12 protein-coding genes are annotated in these 15,061 nt (G+C 69.5%); 8 read left to right on the top strand and 4 right to left on the bottom strand.

Annotated elements, in window-relative coordinates:
• Positions 1-58 precede the first annotated feature (58 nt).
• From Tharo_RS07925 to hemF, 7 genes are all read left to right on the top strand, one after another.
• Positions 59-1,750 carry a SulP family inorganic anion transporter gene (locus Tharo_RS07925; RefSeq protein ID WP_107220733.1) on the top strand — a complete coding sequence of 564 codons (1,692 nt, stop codon included), beginning with the start codon at positions 59-61 and terminating at the stop codon, positions 1,748-1,750.
• A gap of 117 nt (positions 1,751-1,867) precedes the next feature.
• Positions 1,868-2,890 (top strand): tRNA dihydrouridine synthase DusB, encoded by a 1,023-nt coding sequence (gene dusB, locus Tharo_RS07920; RefSeq protein ID WP_107220732.1) that lies wholly within the window; start codon positions 1,868-1,870, stop codon positions 2,888-2,890.
• Entirely contained in the window at positions 2,887-3,123 is a 237-nt protein-coding gene (locus Tharo_RS07915; protein ID WP_107220731.1) for a helix-turn-helix domain-containing protein, read from the top strand. The genes dusB and Tharo_RS07915 overlap by 4 nt, the downstream gene beginning before the upstream one ends.
• A gap of 159 nt (positions 3,124-3,282) precedes the next feature.
• Positions 3,283-4,878 (top strand): bifunctional phosphoribosylaminoimidazolecarboxamide formyltransferase/IMP cyclohydrolase, encoded by a 1,596-nt coding sequence (gene purH / locus Tharo_RS07910; protein ID WP_107220730.1) that lies wholly within the window; start codon positions 3,283-3,285, stop codon positions 4,876-4,878.
• 74 nt (positions 4,879-4,952) lie between these two features.
• The gene (purD, locus tag Tharo_RS07905) at positions 4,953-6,230 is read left to right on the top strand and encodes a phosphoribosylamine--glycine ligase (protein WP_107220729.1); all 1,278 of its coding nucleotides are present in this window, start codon (positions 4,953-4,955) and stop codon (positions 6,228-6,230) included.
• A 117-nt stretch (positions 6,231-6,347) separates the two neighbouring features.
• Positions 6,348-6,680, top strand: a complete 333-nt coding sequence (locus Tharo_RS07900) for a YegP family protein (protein WP_170110012.1) — start codon at positions 6,348-6,350, stop codon at positions 6,678-6,680.
• 6 nt (positions 6,681-6,686) lie between these two features.
• Positions 6,687-7,598, top strand: coding sequence for an oxygen-dependent coproporphyrinogen oxidase (gene hemF / locus Tharo_RS07895; protein ID WP_107220727.1), 912 nt, complete (start codon positions 6,687-6,689; stop codon positions 7,596-7,598).
• Positions 7,599-7,641: 43 nt separating this feature from the next.
• Here hemF and Tharo_RS07890 read toward each other — a convergent pair whose 3' ends face one another.
• From Tharo_RS07890 to hemC, 4 genes are all read right to left on the bottom strand, one after another.
• A complete protein-coding gene (locus Tharo_RS07890) occupies positions 7,642-8,832 on the bottom strand; it encodes a heme biosynthesis protein HemY (protein ID WP_107220726.1) in 1,191 nt (396 codons plus the stop codon).
• A gap of 10 nt (positions 8,833-8,842) precedes the next feature.
• The gene (locus Tharo_RS07885; protein ID WP_107220725.1) at positions 8,843-10,264 is read right to left on the bottom strand and encodes a uroporphyrinogen-III C-methyltransferase; all 1,422 of its coding nucleotides are present in this window, start codon (positions 10,262-10,264) and stop codon (positions 8,843-8,845) included.
• Positions 10,265-10,273: 9 nt separating this feature from the next.
• Positions 10,274-11,008, bottom strand: coding sequence for a uroporphyrinogen-III synthase (locus Tharo_RS07880; RefSeq protein ID WP_107222352.1), 735 nt, complete (start codon positions 11,006-11,008; stop codon positions 10,274-10,276).
• 94 nt (positions 11,009-11,102) lie between these two features.
• Positions 11,103-12,035, bottom strand: coding sequence for a hydroxymethylbilane synthase (gene hemC / locus Tharo_RS07875; protein ID WP_107220724.1), 933 nt, complete (start codon positions 12,033-12,035; stop codon positions 11,103-11,105).
• Between the two features lie 199 nt (positions 12,036-12,234).
• On the opposite strand from hemC, the gene ppc reads away from it, so the two are divergent.
• Entirely contained in the window at positions 12,235-14,997 is a 2,763-nt protein-coding gene (gene ppc / locus Tharo_RS07870; RefSeq protein WP_107222351.1) for a phosphoenolpyruvate carboxylase, read from the top strand.
• Positions 14,998-15,061 lie beyond the last annotated feature (64 nt).

Here is a 15,061-nt window from a genome sequence, read left to right as displayed (position 1 = left end):
CCCGGGCAGTGCCGCAAGACCTGTTCAGATCCCTGTTCAAGTTCACCGCGGAGACAGCATGAAAATCCAGTTCCGACCCAAACTTTTCGACACCCTGCCCGGCTACGGTCGCGGCGTCTTCCTCCAGGACTTCTCTTCCGGCCTCACCGTCGGCGTGCTCGCCCTGCCGCTGGCAATGGCCTTCGCCATCGCCAGCGGCATGTCGCCCAGTGCCGGCATCTGGACCGCGATCGTCGCCGGCTTCCTGATCGCCGTCCTCGGCGGCTCGCGGGTGCAGATCGGCGGCCCGACCGGCGCCTTCATTCCTATCGTCTACGCCATCGTCACCGACTACGGCGTCGCCAACCTGCTGATCGCGACGATGATGTCGGGCGTGATGCTGTTCGCAATGGGCGCCCTGCGCCTGGGCAACATGATCCGCTTCATCCCGCTGTCGGTCGTGATCGGCTTCACCAACGGCATCGCCGTGGTGATCTTCATTTCCCAGATCAAGGATTTTCTCGGCCTGCCGATCGACGCCCTGCCGGGCGAATTCTTCGCCAAGATGAGCACCTTGTGGGCCGCGCTGCCGAGCGCGCATCTGCCCACCGTCGCCGCCGCCGTCGCCTCGCTCGGCGTGCTGCTGGGCTGGAACCACCAGGCCCGGAAGACCGCCTGGATGCGGCGGATGCCCGGTCCGCTCGCGGTGCTGGTGATCATGACCGCGGTGAACGCCCTGTTCGCGCTACCCATCGACACCATCGGCAGCCGCTTCGGCGGCATCCCGCAGGAAATCCCCGCGATCGGCCTGCCGGCGCTGGAACTGGGCATGCTCGGCAAACTGATCGCCCCCGCGATCACCATCGCCCTGCTCGGCGCGATCGAATCCCTGCTGTCGGCGCGGGTGGCCGACAGCCTGATCGACGACCGCCACGACCCCAACCAGGAGCTGATGGCACAGGGCATCGCCAACGTCGCCGCACCGTTGTTCGGCGGTTTCGCCGCCACCGGCGCGATCGCCCGCACCGCCACCAACATCCGCACCGGCGGACGCACGCCGCTCGCCGGCATGATCCACGCCGGAGTGCTGCTCGCCGTCGTCCTCGCCCTCGCCCCGCTCGCCAGCCACATCCCGCTCGCCACCCTCTCGGCGATCGTCGTCGTGGTTGCGATCAACATGGGCGAATGGCACGCCCTCGCCCCGCAGGAACTCCGGCGTTATTCGCTCAACTACCGCACCATCCTGCTCTCGACCTTTTTCGTCACCGTGGTGTTCGACCTCACCCTCGCGGTCGAACTCGGCATGGCCCTGGCGAGCCTGTTCTTCATCTACCGGATGTCGGACCTCACCCGCATCGAACGCATCCCCCTCGAAGAGCACTACGGCGTCGAGGCGCTCACCCGCGCCGACGGCAGCCCGCGCATCCTCGCCTACAGCCTGTTCGGCAGCCTGTTCTTCGGCGCCGCCAACAAGCTCGAGAACCTGCTGCAGATGCAGCACGGCCACCCCGACGTGGTGATCCTGGACATGAACAAGGTCATCAACCTCGACACCACCGGGCTCGACATCCTGCAGACCCTGCACCGCAACCTGGGCAAGCGCGGCGCCCACCTCATGCTGTGCGGACTCAACGCCCAGCCGGCCTCGATCGTGCGGCGCTCGGGCTTCCAGGAGGCCCTCGGCGCAGACCGGATCACCGGCAACATCACCACCGCGCTGGTGCACGCCCAGCGCCTCAGCGCCGGAGAAGCCGAGATCGCCTACACCTAGCCCGCGCCGGCCGGCCGCGCCCGAAGCCTCCGCCCCACGTGCGAAGGCTTCGGGCCGCACTCACCCGCACCGCCGTGCATCGGTTAAAATGCGCGTTTTCCGCGTGCGACCAGACCGATGCAGTTTGCCGGCTTCACTTTGCGCAACAACCTCGTCCTTGCTCCGATGGCCGGAGTCACGGATCGCCCTTTCCGCCAGTTGTGCAAAAAAATGGGCGCAGGGCTGGCCGTGTCCGAAATGGTCACCTCCAACTCGCTGCTCTACGGCAGCGAGAAAACCCGGCGCCGCGCCAATCACGACGGCGAAGTCGAGCCGATCGCGGTCCAGATCGCCGGCGCCGACCCGGCGATGATGGCCGAAGCCGCGCGCTACAACGCCGACCGCGGGGCCCAGATCATCGACATCAACATGGGCTGCCCGGCAAAGAAGGTCTGCAACGTCATGGCCGGCTCGGCGCTGATGCAGGACGAAGCGCTGGTCGCGCGCATCCTCGAGGCGGTGGTGAGCGCCGTGCCGCACACCCCGGTGACGCTGAAGTTCCGCACCGGCTGGAGCCGCGCCCACCGCAACGCGCCGACGATCGCCCGCATCGCCGAGGACGCCGGCATCCGCGCGATCGCCATCCACGGCCGCACCCGCAGCGACCAGTACATGGGCGAAGCCGAATACGACACCATCGCCCTGGTGAAGACCCAGGTCGGCATCCCGGTAATCGCCAACGGCGACATCACCACTCCGCAGAAAGCACGGCAGGTGCTCGAGCACACCGGCGCCGACGGCATCATGATCGGCCGCGCCGCCCAGGGCCGGCCGTGGATCTTCCGCGAGATCGAACACTTCCTCGCCACCGGCGAGGAACTCGCCCCGCCGCTGGTGAGCGAGATCCACCAGGTGTGCCGGGAGCATCTCGCCGACCTCTATGCCTTCTACGGCGACGAGCGCGGAGTGAAGATCGCGCGCAAGCACATCTCCTGGTACACCAAGGGTCTGGTCGGCTCGGCCGCGTTCCGCCGCACGATGAACCTGCTTCCCGACATTCCTGCGCAGCTCGCCGCGATCGACGACTTCTTCGGCCAGCTCGCCGAAGCCGGCGCCCGCCTGCACTACGAAAAAGAATATCCCCAGGAACTCGCCGCATGAGCCGCAGCAACGAGATCGCGGAGGCCGTCCTCCGCACGCTGGACCAGTATTTCCGCGACCTCGACGGTGAGAAACCGGCCGCCATCCACGACATGGTGATCCGTAACGTCGAGCGCCCGATGCTGCAGTTCGTGCTCCAGCAAGCCAAGGGCAACCAGACCATCGCCGCCGACATGCTCGGCATCAACCGCAACACGCTGCGCCGCAAGCTGACCGATTACGATCTGCTGTGAGCTGCAGGCAGCCGCAGCTCCGGCACCGGACGCAGGCCCTTCCGCTACCGCCGACGCCAACGCCAACGACATCCTGCTGAGCCGCCGCCCGCCCCGGCATGGCGCCTCCGCCCCCGCTTCGAACCGATTCCGATCCTTTTTCCCGTCTCCGAATCCATCATGAACGTGACCCAAGCCCTGATCAGTGTTTCCGACAAGCGCGGCGTGCTCGACTTCGCCCGCGAGCTCTCCACCCTCGGCATCAAGCTGCTGTCGACCGGCGGCACCGCCAGCCTGCTGCGCGAGGCTGGCCTGCCGGTAACCGACGTCTCCGAGCACACCGGCTTCCCCGAAATGCTCGACGGCCGGGTCAAGACCCTGCATCCGAAGGTGCACGGCGGCATCCTCGCCCGTCGCGACCTTTCTGAACACATGGACACGATCGCCGCGCACGACATCGGCCGCATCGACCTCGTGGTGGTGAACCTCTACCCCTTCCAGCAGACCGTGGCCAAGCCCGACTGCACGCTGGAAGACGCGATCGAGAACATCGACATCGGCGGCCCGACCATGGTGCGCGCCGCAGCCAAGAACCACGGCAACAAGGATGGCGGCGTCGGCATCGTCACTGACCCCGAGGACTACGCCGGCATCATCAATGAGCTCAAGGCCAACGCCGGCAAGCTCAGCCACCAGATCCGCTTCGCGCTCGCGGTGAAGGCCTTCACCCACACCGCGCGCTACGACTCGGCGATCTCCAACTACCTCACCGCGCTGGTCACCAACGAGGCCGGCGACGTCTCGCTGCAGACTTATCCCGAGCGCCTGCAGCTGGCCTTCGATAAGGTGCAGGACCTGCGCTACGGCGAGAACCCGCACCAGAGCGCGGCCTTCTACCGTCAGCCGGGCGCAGCCGAAGGCGGCGTCGCCGGCTACACCCAGTTGCAAGGCAAGGAACTGTCCTACAACAACATCGCCGATGCGGACGCGGCCTGGGAATGCGTGAAAGCGTTCGACCACGACACCGTCGCATCCGCCTGCGTCATCGTCAAGCATGCCAACCCCTGTGGCGTGGCACTCGCCGCGACCCCGCTCGAAGCTTATAAAAAGGCCTTCGCCACCGACCCGACTTCGGCCTTCGGCGGCATCATCGCCTTCAACGGCGAAGTCGACCGCGCCGCCGCCGAAGCGGTGTCGGCGCAGTTCCTCGAAGTGCTGATCGCGCCGTCCTACACCGCCGATGCGCTCGAACTGCTCGCGAGCAAGAAGAACGTGCGCGTACTCACCTGCCCCCTCGGCCAGCCCGCCGGCGCCTTCGACTACAAGCGCGTGGGCGGCGGCCTGCTGGTGCAGAGCGCCGACGAGGCGCGCATCCAGATCGCCGACCTGAAGGTGGTGACCCGGCGGGCCCCGACCGAGGCGGAAATGCGCGACATGCTGTTCGCCTGGCGCGTGGCCAAGTACGTCAAGTCCAACGCCATCGTGTACTGCAAGGACGGCATGACCGTCGGCGTCGGCGCGGGGCAGATGAGCCGCGTCGACTCTGCCCGCATCGCCCGGATCAAGGCCGACAACGCCGGCCTCGCAATCGCCGGGTGCGTGGTCGCCTCGGACGCCTTCTTCCCCTTCCGCGACGGTCTCGACGTCCTCGCCCAGGCCGGCGCCACCGCGGTGATCCAGCCCGGCGGCTCGGTGCGCGACGCCGAAGTGATCGCCGCCGCCGACGAACAGGGCATCGCCATGGTATTTACCGGCTTCCGCCATTTCCGCCACTGACAAGGCGAAGGCCTCGCCCCATCCCTGCAGCAGGCTTCACGCCCTGCGGGGCAGATTCTGATTCGGAGCAGCACATGAAAGTCCTCGTCATCGGTTCCGGCGGCCGCGAACACGCGCTCGCGTGGAAGCTCGCCCAATCTCCCCGGATCACCCGCGTACTGGTCGCGCCGGGCAATCCGGGAACGGCCCGCGAGCCCAAGCTGCAGAATGTCGTCGTCACTGCAGTGCAGGAACTGGTCGAGCTGGCCCGGCGCGAACAGATCGGCTTCACCGTGGTCGGCCCCGAGGCCCCGCTCGCGGCCGGCGTGGTCGACGCCTTCCGCGCCGCCGGCCTGCCGATCTTCGGCCCGACCAAGGCCGCCGCCCAGCTCGAAAGCTCGAAGGACTTCGCCAAGCAGTTCCTCCTCCGCCACGGCATTCCGACCGCGAAGTACCGCACCTTTGTCGACGCCGCCGCAGCTCACGCCTACGTCGACGCCGAAGGCGCGCCGATCGTCATCAAGGCCGACGGCCTTGCCGCGGGCAAGGGCGTCGTGGTGGCGATGACGGCAGCGGAAGCGCACGCCGCGATCGACATGATGCTGCTCGACAACAAAATGGGCGATGCCGGCGCCCGCGTCGTCATCGAAGAGTTCATGACCGGCGAAGAGGCGAGCTTCATCGTCATGGCCGACGGCAAGCACGCTCTCGCCCTCGCCACCAGCCAGGACCACAAGCGCCTGCTCGACGGCGACGCCGGCCCCAACACCGGCGGCATGGGAGCCTACTCGCCGGCACCGGTGGTGACCCCCGACGTCCACGCCCGGGTGATGCGCGAGATCATCACTCCGACCCTCGCCGGCATGGCCGCCGACGGTCTGCCCTACACCGGCTTCCTGTACGCCGGACTGATGATCGACGATGCGGGCCGGCCGCGCGTGGTCGAGTTCAACTGCCGCATGGGCGACCCTGAAACCCAGCCGATCATGATGCGCTTGAAGAGCGACCTCGGCGACCTCGTCGAAGCCGCCCTCGCCGGCCGCCTCGACCAGGCGGAAGCCGAATGGGACCGCCGCTTCGCCCTCGGGGTCGTACTCGCCGCAGCCGGCTATCCGGACAATCCGCGCAAAGGCGATGCGATTTCCGGCCTGCCGGACGGAGCCGCCGAAGACGCCCACGTCTTTCATGCCGGCACCGCGGAGCAGGACGGCGCGATCGTCACTGCCGGCGGCCGCGTGCTGTGCGTGACCGCGCTCGGCGACAACGTGCGCACAGCCCAGAAGCGCGCCTACGAACTCGCCGAGGGCATCGCTTTCGACGGTTGCCAGTATCGCCGCGACATCGGCCACCGCGCCCTCTCGCGCCGCGCCTGAGCATCTCCGCCCGTTCTCTGGCCCGAACGCCGCTGACATCGACCGCGCCGCGGTCTATCCTACGGCTGCGGGCCCGTCCGGCGCCCGCGACCACAGACCATAGTCATGGAGGCGTCGATGTCCGTCAAATTCGAGATCACCAAGACCGAGAAAGGCGAGTACCACTTCAAGCTGGTCGACGGCGGCGGCAAGACCTTGCTCCGCAGCGAAGGCTACAACGCCAAGGCGAGCTGCACCAACGGCATCGAGTCGGTGCGCCGGAACGCCGTTGACGACGCCCGCTACGACCTCAAGTCCGCCTCCGACGGCCGCCCGTATTTCAACCTCAAGGCGAGCAACGGCCAGATCATCGGCACCAGCCCGATGTTCGCCGACGCCCAGGCCTGCGCAACGGCCGTTGCCGCCACCAAATCCGCTGCGGCCGGCGCCGCAGTCGACGACAAGAGCTGAACTGCGATGGACCCTGCTGCCGTCAAATCCTGGCTGACCGATCTCCAGCGCCGCATCGTCGCCCGCCTCGAAGCATTCGACGGGCAGGCTTTCCGGACCGATCGCTGGGATCGGCCGGGCGGCGGCGGGGGACTGACCCGGGTCATCGAGGACGGCGCCTTCTTCGAGCGCGGCGGCGTCAACTTCTCCCACGTGAGCGGTGATGCGATGCCCGCCTCGGCCACTGCACACCGCCCCGAACTGGCGGGCCGCCGCTTCGAGGCCATGGGCGTGTCGCTGGTACTGCATCCGCGCAACCCCTACTGCCCCACGGTGCACATGAACGTGCGCAGCTTCTTCGCCCGGGCCGAAGGCAAGGAGCCGGTGTGGTGGTTCGGCGGTGGCATGGACCTGACGCCGTACTACGGCTTCGAAGAGGACGTCCGCCACTTCCATTCCACCTGCAAGGCGGCGGTGCTGCCCCATGGCGGTGAAGCCGAATACCGGCGGCTGAAGAGCTGGTGCGACCGCTACTTCTTCCTCAAGCACCGCAACGAGCCGCGCGGCGTCGGCGGGCTGTTCTTCGACGATCTCGGCGCCGACGGCAAGACCGATTTCGACGCCGCCTTCGGCCTGACGAAATCCGTCGGCGAAGCCTTTGTCGATGCCTACCTGCCGATCGTCGAACGCCGCCGGGGCCTCGCCTACGGCGAACGCGAGCGCGATTTCCAGGCCTACCGGCGGGGGCGCTACGTCGAATTCAACCTGGTGTTCGACCGCGGCACGCTATTCGGCCTGCAATCGGGCGGGCGCACCGAATCGATCCTGATGTCCCTGCCGCCGGTCGTGAAGTGGCGCTACGACTGGCACCCGGAGCCGGGCTCGGACGAAGCGCGCCTCTACGACGTGTTCCTGAAGCCGCAGGACTGGGCGGGCTGAAGCTCTCCGGCGCCCGGCGAGACAGCGCGCCGCGCCGATCCGCTCAGGCCGTGCCGCCAGCGACCATTTCGGCCGCCGCGCGGTAGTGCGGCTGGGCATCCTGCGGACGCTCCAGGGTATCGAACAGGTGGGCCAGCGCCAGGTGCGTATCCACCGCAGGAGCCAGCTTCAGCGAAGCTTCGAGGTAGCTCTGCGCCTTCCCCCACAGCTCGGCGCGCGTGCACAGCTGGCCGAGCGCGAACAGCAGCCCACCATCCTGCGCGTGCTGCTCCAACCAGCCTTCCGCCTTTTTCAGGCACGCCCCGGCATCGTCCGCGGACCCGGCACAGCAGGCGTACAGGCGGGCGAGCGCGCTGTCCCAGCGCTCGTCGAGCAAGCGCTCGGTGTGACGCCGGACGAGGACCGCGTGGCCGGCCCGGGCCATCAGCGCCAGCGCACGCTCGACGAGGGCGCGATCCTGCAGCTCTTCGGCGGGGATGCCCTTCCAGTACGCGGCCAGAGCCGGCGGGTCGCCGACGAGCTGCTTCATCCGTTCGATATGGCCGCGGCGCAGCTTCGGCGCCGCCTGCTCTTCGCTGAGCGCCTTGTGCTTGCGCAGCTGGCGCACGATGTGGATCAGTTCTTCCCAGCGCCCGAGCGCCTGCGCCACTCTGGACTCGAGGCGCAGCATCGCGATGTGTTTGTGGCCGCCCTCGCGCAGCGTCTGCAGCCTGGCGGCGGCGACGTCGAAGCGGCGGCTGTCGATCGCCAGTTCGGCTTCCGTCATCAGGCGTGCGACCTCGCCGTCCTTGCCCTGTTCGGCCGCATGGCCCAGCCACTCCTGATAGCGCTCCTCGTCGTGCAGGGCATGCGCGGCACGCGCCGCCACCAGCGCGGCCATGCCCGCGCGTGGGCTGGTGGCGTATGCGGTCGACGCCAGCTTCAGCGCCTGCGAGAAGCGTCCTTCGAAGAAGGCGTTGATCGCGCCATGCAAGGCGTTGTCGGCCTTTTCGCGGCGCCGGCGCTCGCGCCAGCGCGCGACCCGGGCGGGCAGGGCGAGCGTGCGGGTCAGCAGCCGCAGCAGCAGATGGACCAGCAGCACGCCGACCACCAGGACGACGACGAAGAAATTCAGCGAAATCTGCGCCCGCCAGGGCGACAGCACGACAAGGACATAGCCATCGTTGAGTCCGGCGATCATCGCCACGCCGACGGCAAGGGCGAAGATGCCGATCAGCCAGATCAGTGCGCGCATCGCTCGGCCCTCACTCGCCGGCCGCGGGCGTCGGGCCCGCAGCTCCAGCCGCGTCCGGCGCAGTCGACGCCGCGGCCGGCGGAACATCCGCGCTGGGGGCGGCGGGGGTCTCGGACGGCGTATCGGGCACCGCGTCGGCTTCGGCCGCCGCGGCGGATGGTAGTGCCGGATCGGCGACGGTGCTCTCCGGTTCCGGCCCGGCCGGCACCGGCGGGGGCAGCGTCGCCGGGGCACGCCCGGCCTCTGCTGCCGGCCGTCCTCCCCGCACCTGGGCATTGCGCAAGGCAGTGAAGGTTTCGGTGAGGCTCGGCGGCTCGTAACGCACTTTTACCGCCGCGAGTTCTTTCAGTTCCAGCAGGGCGTGCTGCACACGCTCGTCGCGCAAATCGAAAAAGCGCTCCACCCAGGCGCGCGCCTGGGCGAGGTCGGCTTCGTAGGTGCGACCGTCACGCGCGAGCAGCGCGAGCCTGGCCGTCAGCAGGCGAATCTTGAGATTTTCGCGCAGGAAGGTGCTCTGCGCCGGAGCCAGCAGCACCGGATCGGTCTGGTCGAGGCGCTCGACCCGGACCAGGGCGCGGATTTCATCCCAGACATCGCCCGCGATCGCCCGGGTCGCACGCCAGGCCCCGGCGACCCAGCCGACAAGGCCTCCGTCCTCCCCCGGCGCCAGTTCGCGGCCCACTGCGGCCTCGGCCGGCAACGGCCCTTCGAACGCCAGCGGCAGCGCATCGGCGCGCTCGAGCAGGCGCTCGAGGCGCAGCCCGAGGCCGGAGACATCGAGCGAAGGCTGCAGCTTGAGCGTGTCGATGTCGCGCGCGAGCGCGCGGCGCAGCGCCGCCAGCTGGCCGCGGTCGTGGATCGCGAGACGGGCCTCGGCCTCCTGCAGGGCGATCAGCGCGGCTTCGACGTTGCCGGCGATCTGCAGCTGCTGGGCGGCGAGCACGACCGCCTGCTCGACTTCAGCGATCACGCCGTCCTCGCGCGAGCGGGAAAATTCCTGGTACAAGGCCTCCAGCGCGGCGGCCTGGCCTTCGGTGGCCTCGACCTTGGCGTCGAGGACGCCGAGCTTGCCCTGCAGCGAAGCGATCACTTCCTGCTGCTGGCGGACGATGCCGCGCGCCTCGACCGCGCCCGTCTCGCCCTCGGCCAGACGCTGCGCCAGTTCCTCGCGCAGTGCACCCGCCTGCGTCCGGGCGTCGCGCACCTGCCAGATCGCCCAGCCGGCACCGGCGAGCGCGATCAGGGCGAGCAGCAGCGCCCACCACGCCGCCGGGCTGCGCGTCGACTCCCCGGCGCCCGCGCCGGCTGCCGTCCCCGGCACCGCGCCAGCGGACGGCTCGGCCGCGCGCGCGGAAGCTTCCCGGGCGTCGTCCTTGTTCGGTGCGTGCGCGGATGCGGGCGGCTGAGTCAGGGCTGGGGTCTCTTCTTTCATGGCGTCAGTTTAACCAAAGTGGTTCACAAGTGCCTCCATCAGGCCTTCGTCGCCCGCCGGTGTTTCCACCACCGCATGGAACCCGGCCGCGCGCGCCTGAGCGGCGATGCGCGGGTGAGTGGCGAAAACCGTGACCGGACGCAAGGCCGCAAGGCCATCGGCGCCCAGCATCTGCTCCAGGTTGCGCACGCCTTCGCTGCTGGTCAGGAGCAAGGCGTCGATCTCACCGCGCGCCACCGGCTCCAGCAGCGAGCGCGGATCGAGCTTCGGGCAAAAGCGCCGGTAGCAGGTCACGTACTCGACGCTGGCACCGCGTTCACGCAAGGTCTCGGCAAGCAGCTCGCGTCCCCCGTCACCACGAAGAATGAGCACCTTACGCCCGGCAACGGCCGCCGCGGAGAACTCGGGCAGGGCGATCACCGCTTCGCTGTCGAAGCCTTGCTGCGGCGCGATCACCGCGGTGCAGCCGTAAGTCGCGAGGACGCGCTCGCTGCCCTTGCCCACGGTCGCGACTTTCAGCCCGGCGGGCCAGGAACGGCGCGCGAGGATGAACTGCATCGCATAGTTCGCCGCGTTCGGGCTGACGAAGAAGGCCAGATCGAACGCGTCCAGGCGCGTCACGATCTCTTCCAGCGGCGCCGGGTCGAGCGCAGGCCCGACCGCGATCACCGGGAACTGCAGGGCGTGGCCGCCGGCGGCACGGATGCGCTCGCACAGGCCCGCGGCCTGTTCGCGCGGGCGCATCACCACCAGGGTCCGCCCGCGCAGGGGGGCGTTGGCGGACAGGGCGGGAGCGGAATCCGGCGCAGTCATCGGCGCGGTCGCACGCGGGGCCGGATCAGCCGAGATCGGCAAGGAGGGCCTCGGCCCCCTGCGCGCGCAAGGCCTCGGCCAGGGCCCGGCCGAGGCTTTCGGCTTCGCCGGCAGCCCCTTCCCGCTCGGCGCGCACGATCTCGCTGCCATCCGGGCGGGCGACGAAGCCGCGCAGCCACAGCCGGCCTGCACGGATCAGCGCATAGGCGCCGAGCGGCACTTCGCAGCTGCCCGCCAGCGCGCGCGCCACCGCACGCTCGGCGAGGACGCAGGCGGTGGTATCGGCGTCGGCCAGCGGCTGCAGCCAGCCGATCACGTCCTCGCGCGCGGCCAGGCACTCGATGCCGAGCGCACCCTGCCCGGCGGCAGGCAGGGACACTTCGGCCGGCAGGATCGAACGGATGCGCTCCCCCATCCCCAGCCGGGTCAGGCCGGCGGCGGCGAGGATGATCGCGTCGTACTGGCCTTCATCGAGCTTGCGCAGCCGGGTGTCGAGGTTGCCGCGCAGGCTGGTGACGCCGAGGAAGGGGTACTGGGCATGGATCTGCGATTCGCGGCGCAGCGACGAAGTCCCGACGACCGCTCCCGGCGGCATGTCGGCGAGGCTTTCATAGCGGCGGGAGACGAAGGCGTCGAGCGGCACTTCGCGCGCGCAGATACAGGGCAGGGCGAACGCCTCGCCCATTTCCATCGGCACGTCCTTCATCGAGTGCACGGCGATGTCGGCGCGTCCGTCGAGCAGCGCGGTTTCCAGTTCCTTGACGAACAGGCCCTTGCCACCGACCTTGGCGAGCGGGCGATCGAGGATCTGGTCGCCGCGGGTGGTCATGCCGAGCAGCTCGACGCGGCAGCCCGGATACAGGGCTTCGAGCCGGGCCTTGATGTGCTCGGCCTGCCACAGGGCGAGGCGGCTTTCACGGGTGGCGATGACGATGCGCTCGGGGGTCGCTTGGCTCACGATGCTTAACTCACCAGACAGGAAGGGATCATGCTGCGGCAAGCTATTTTCGCCGCACCGCAGCATCAGGGTTCGCACCAATGGTGCGTCGGCAGGGCGCAATTCTAGCATGCGTGCCGACTCCCCCTTCCACGCCTGCCCGCTGCCGGAGCTGGACCCGGACCGCCGCGGGCAGGCAGTTCCCCTCCTCACCGAAAACATGACCCAAGACAAAGACGCCCCCCTGCGCGAAGACATCCGCCTGCTCGGCCGCCTGCTCGGCGACACCGTGCGCGACCAGCAAGGCGCCGCCGCCTTCGAGCTGATCGAACGCATCCGCCAGAACTCGGTGCGTTTCCGCCGCGACGACGACATCGCCGCGCGGCGCGAGCTCGAGGACATCCTCGATGCGCTGTCGCGCGAGCAGACGATCCAGGTCGTGCGCGCCTTCAGCTACTTCTCGCACCTCGCCAACATCGCCGAGGACCAGCACCACATCCGCCGCTCGCGCGCCCACCTGATCGCCGGCTCGGCGCCGCGCGCAGGCAGCCTCGCCCATGCGCTCACCGAAGCTTTCGCCGACGAGGCGACCGATGCCGCCGGCCTGGTGGAGTTTTTCGATGCCGCGCTGATCTCGCCGGTGCTCACCGCGCATCCGACCGAAGTCCAGCGCAAAAGCATCCTCAACTGCGAAACCGTGATCGCCCGCCTGCTCGATGAGCGCGACCGCATGCAGCTCACCCCCGAGGAGGCCGAGGCCAACCTCGAGGCGCTGCGCCGCGCGGTGCTCACGCTGTGGCAGACGCGCATGCTGCGCACCGCCAAGCTGTCGGTGATCGACGAGGTCAACAATGGCCTGTCCTACTTCGACACCACCTTCCTCCACGAACTGCCACGCCTCTACGCCGGCCTCGAGGACCGCCTCGCCGCCGCCGCCCCCGCGCTCGGCGCACCCGAGCTCGCCGCCTTCCTGCAGGTGGGCAGCTGGATCGGCGGCGACCGCGACGGCAACCCCTACGTCACCGCCGAGGTGCTCGAGCGCGCCCTGGCGATGCACGCCGCGGTGGCGCTCGGCCACTACCTCGACGAGCTGCACGTGCTCGGCTCGCAGCTCTCGCTCGGCCTCGGCCTGGTGAGCGCCTCGGAAGCGCTGCTCGCGCTCGCCGCGCGCTCGCCCGACCACTCCCCGCACCGCAGCGGCGAGCCCTACCGGCGCGCGATCTCGGGCATCTACGCGCGGCTCGCGGCCACCTATCGCCACCTGCTCGGCAGCGCGCCGGCGCGCCACGCGGTGGCCGAGGCCGAGCCCTACGCCGGCGCCGCCGCGCTCGCCGAGGACCTCGACGTGCTCCACCGCTCGCTCGTGGCCAACGGCTCGGGGGCGCTCGCACGCGGCCGGCTGCGCCACCTGCGCCGTGCGGTGAAGGTGTTCGGCTTTCATCTGGCGCCGCTCGATCTGCGCCAGAATTCCGACGTGCACGAGCGCGTCGTCGCCGAGCTGCTCGAGCTCGCCCGCCCCGGCACTGCCTACTCGAGCCACGACGAGGCCGGCCGCTGCGCGCTGCTGCTCGAGGAACTGGCCACCGCACGGCCCCTGGCCTCGCCGCACGTGCGCTACTCGGACGAGACCGAAGGCGAGCTGGCGATCTTTCGCGCCGCCCGCCGCGCCCACCTGCGCTACGGCGCCGAAGCGATCCGCAACTGCATCATTTCCAAGACCGACGACGTTTCCGACCTGCTCGAACTCGCCGTGCTGCTGAAGGAAGCCGGCCTGCTGCGCCCGCTCGAGCACGCCCTCGACGTGAACCTGGTGCCGCTGTTCGAGACCATCGGCGACCTCGAACAGGCCGCTGGCGTCATGGAGCGGCTCTTTGCGCTGCCGATCTACCGCGGCCTGCTCGCCGCCCGCGGCCACGCCCAGGAAGTGATGCTCGGCTACTCGGACAGCAACAAGGACGGCGGCTTTCTCACCTCGGGCTGGGCGCTGTACAAGGCCGAGGGCGAACTGGTCGAAGTGTTCGCCCGCCACGGCGTGCGCCTGCGCCTGTTCCACGGCCGCGGCGGCTCAGTCGGGCGCGGCGGCGGCCCCAGCTACCAGGCCATCCTCGCCCAGCCCGAGGGCGCGGTGCAGGGCCAGATCCGCCTCACCGAGCAGGGCGAGGTGATCGGTGCCAAATATGGCAACCCGGAAGTGGGCCGGCGCAACCTCGAAGTGCTCGTGGCCGCGACGCTCGAGACCAGCCTGCGGCCGGCCGGGGCCGCGCCGACGCCGCCCGCCTTCCTCGAAGCGATGCAGCAGCTGTCGGATGCGGCGTTCGCCGCCTATCGCGGGCTGGTCTACGAGACCGAGGGCTTCGAGCAGTATTTCTGGGAGTCGACCGTGATCGCCGAGATCGCCGGCCTCAACATCGGCAGCCGCCCGGCCTCGCGCAAGAAGGGCACGCGCATCGAGGACCTGCGCGCGATTCCCTGGGTGTTCAGCTGGTCGCAGTGCCGGCTGATGCTGCCGGGCTGGTTCGGCTTCGGCAGCGCGGTGCAGGCCTTCCTCGCCGCCCGCCCCGGGGACGGCCTCGCGCTGCTGCAGCGCATGGTGCGCGAGTGGTCCTTCTTCGCCACCCTGCTCTCGAACATGGACATGGTGCTGGCGAAGAGCGATCTGGCAATCGCCAGCCGCTATGCCGCGCTGGTGAAGGACGCCGCGCTGCGCGAGGCGATCTTCGGCCGCATCCGCGCCGAGCTGCAGACCACCGTCGAGGCCCTGCTCGCGATCACCGGCCAGGCCGGGCTGCTCGACGGCAACCCGCTGTTGAAGCGCTCGATCCGCAACCGCTTCCCCTACCTCGACCCGCTCAACCACGTCCAGGTCGAGCTGCTGCGCCGCCACCGCGAGCAGGCCGCCGACGGCAGCGTCGACGAGCGCATCCGCAACGGCATCCACCTCTCGATCAACGGCATCGCCGCCGGGCTGCGCAACAGCGGCTGACCGTCCCGCCTCCGGGCGCCAGCCGCGCCCGGGAGCGGGTTGCAGCCGAAGATCCAGGACGCTC

It is taken from the genome of Thauera aromatica K172 (assembly GCF_003030465.1).
Lineage (GTDB): Bacteria > Pseudomonadota > Gammaproteobacteria > Burkholderiales > Rhodocyclaceae > Thauera > Thauera aromatica.
Note: the sequence above shows the minus strand (reverse complement) of the source record. Positions and strands in the feature narration are given on the sequence as shown.